Genomic DNA, 1680 nt, shown 5'->3' on the forward strand with positions numbered 1-1680 from the left:
CACGTAGGCGTCGGCCTCGCCGCGCACCACGGCCATCGCTTTCGCACCCGCTGAGCCCATCTGCACGACCTCGCCACCGATCGCGTCGGCGACGGCCTGCGAGAAAGCGGGCGGACGCGAGCCACTGACGACGAGGCGCAGCTTCTCGCCGCGTGGAGAGTCGGCGAGCCCGTTGGTGGGCGGTATGGGCGTCGCGTCGTCGACGTAGGTGACCCCGAGGGCGGGCAGCGCGACGGCGCCGGCGATGAGCGTGCCGCCACCGGCCGACGACCAGAGCGCGACGTGCACAGCCCAGTCCCTGCGGCCTTCGCCGGAATCGTCGATTGACCCGTACTCACGAGTGCCGTCGACGGGGTCGACGATCCACACGCGCGGCGCGATGAGTCGAGCCTTGTCATCTGTCGATTCCTCGGAGAGCACGGCGTCGTCGGGGCGATCGGTGTCGAGGCGGGCGAGCAGAAAGTCGTTGGAACGTCGATCTCCCTCATCACCGAGCGCGCGACCGGTCAGGCCGCTGTTCGCACGGATGTCGAGAAGCAGTTCGCCTGCTGCGGTCGCCAATTCTCCGGCCAGGCTGCGGTCGTCCACTCGTGGTCCCTCCACCTCTCACCCAGGCGCCGGGATGCGCCTGCTCGCGCCGAGTACGCCGACGCCTGCTGATCGTAGACCGAGAACGTAGCGCTCATAGCCCGAGCTGCTCAAGGACAGCGACAGCCGTCTCCGCTGGTAGCCCGTCCGTCGGCCTGATCACGACGTCCGGCTTCTCCGGCCGCTCGTAGGGCGAGTCGATACCGGTGAAGTGACTGATCTCACCGCGCCGCGCACGAGCATAGAGACCCTTGGGATCGCGACGTTCGCATTCCTGCAACGACGTGTCGAGGAAGATCTCGTAGAACGGCAGCGCGCGTTCGTCGTGGATCTCGCGGGCGCGCTGACGCTCCGCCGCGAACGGCGAGATCAGTGAGACGATCGCGACAGAACCCGAATCGGCGAACAATGCCGCGACTTCTGCTGTGCGCCTGATGTTCTCGCGCCGATCATCGTCACTGAAGCCGAGGTCGGAGTTGAGGCCGTGTCGGAGATTGTCGCCATCCATCAGATACGCCGGGCGCCCCAACGCCACCAATCGACGCTCGAGTTCGATTGCCACAGAAGACTTTCCAGAGCCCGACAATCCTGTGATCCACAGGGTCCCACCACGATGGGGGCGCTGCTCCCGAGCCACTTTACCGGCCTGCCACACCACATTCGGGCTCAGATCGCGCTCGTTGCCCGACGGCCGCCCACCGTCGCCACCACCTGCCGTCATCGTGCCGTCACTTCCGTCGCGCCCACCTTCATCTCGCCCCTGACGCCGAATGGTGTCAGCTTGCCACGTCACGGTCGTGTCACAGCTCACAATCCCGGCTAACGGTTCAGGCGAATTGCCCGAATTAACCGTCGTGCATCGCTGCACGCCCCGATGCAACACCTTTGCACTCGAACCCGATCGAGGACTACACCATGCATCATCGACACACGATCCGCACCCGCCTCCCAACTGGACTCGCAGCAGCCGCAATCGCCGCGTCCTCACTCGCCGCGCTCAGCGTCAGCCCGGGCACCGCACACGCCGAGACCGTCGCACCCCTCGACCGCTGTTGGGGGATCAGCCCGAACATCATCGACCAGCCCTACAGC

General features: G+C 66.3%; 1 protein-coding gene and 1 pseudogene. Both read right to left on the reverse strand.

The features are described from left to right. Window positions 1-588, reverse strand: a 588-nt coding sequence (locus B3T59_RS22485; protein WP_287005185.1) for an inositol monophosphatase family protein, incomplete at its 3' end; no start/stop codon positions are given. A 94-nt stretch (window positions 589-682) separates the two neighbouring features. Next, window positions 683-1249, reverse strand: a pseudogene (cysC, locus tag B3T59_RS22490) (adenylyl-sulfate kinase); the annotation flags it as partial. Window positions 1250-1680: the final 431 nt, after the last annotated feature.

Origin of the sequence: Gordonia sp. UBA7860 (assembly GCF_002500165.1) — a bacterium.
GTDB lineage: Bacteria > Actinomycetota > Actinomycetes > Mycobacteriales > Mycobacteriaceae > Gordonia > Gordonia sputi.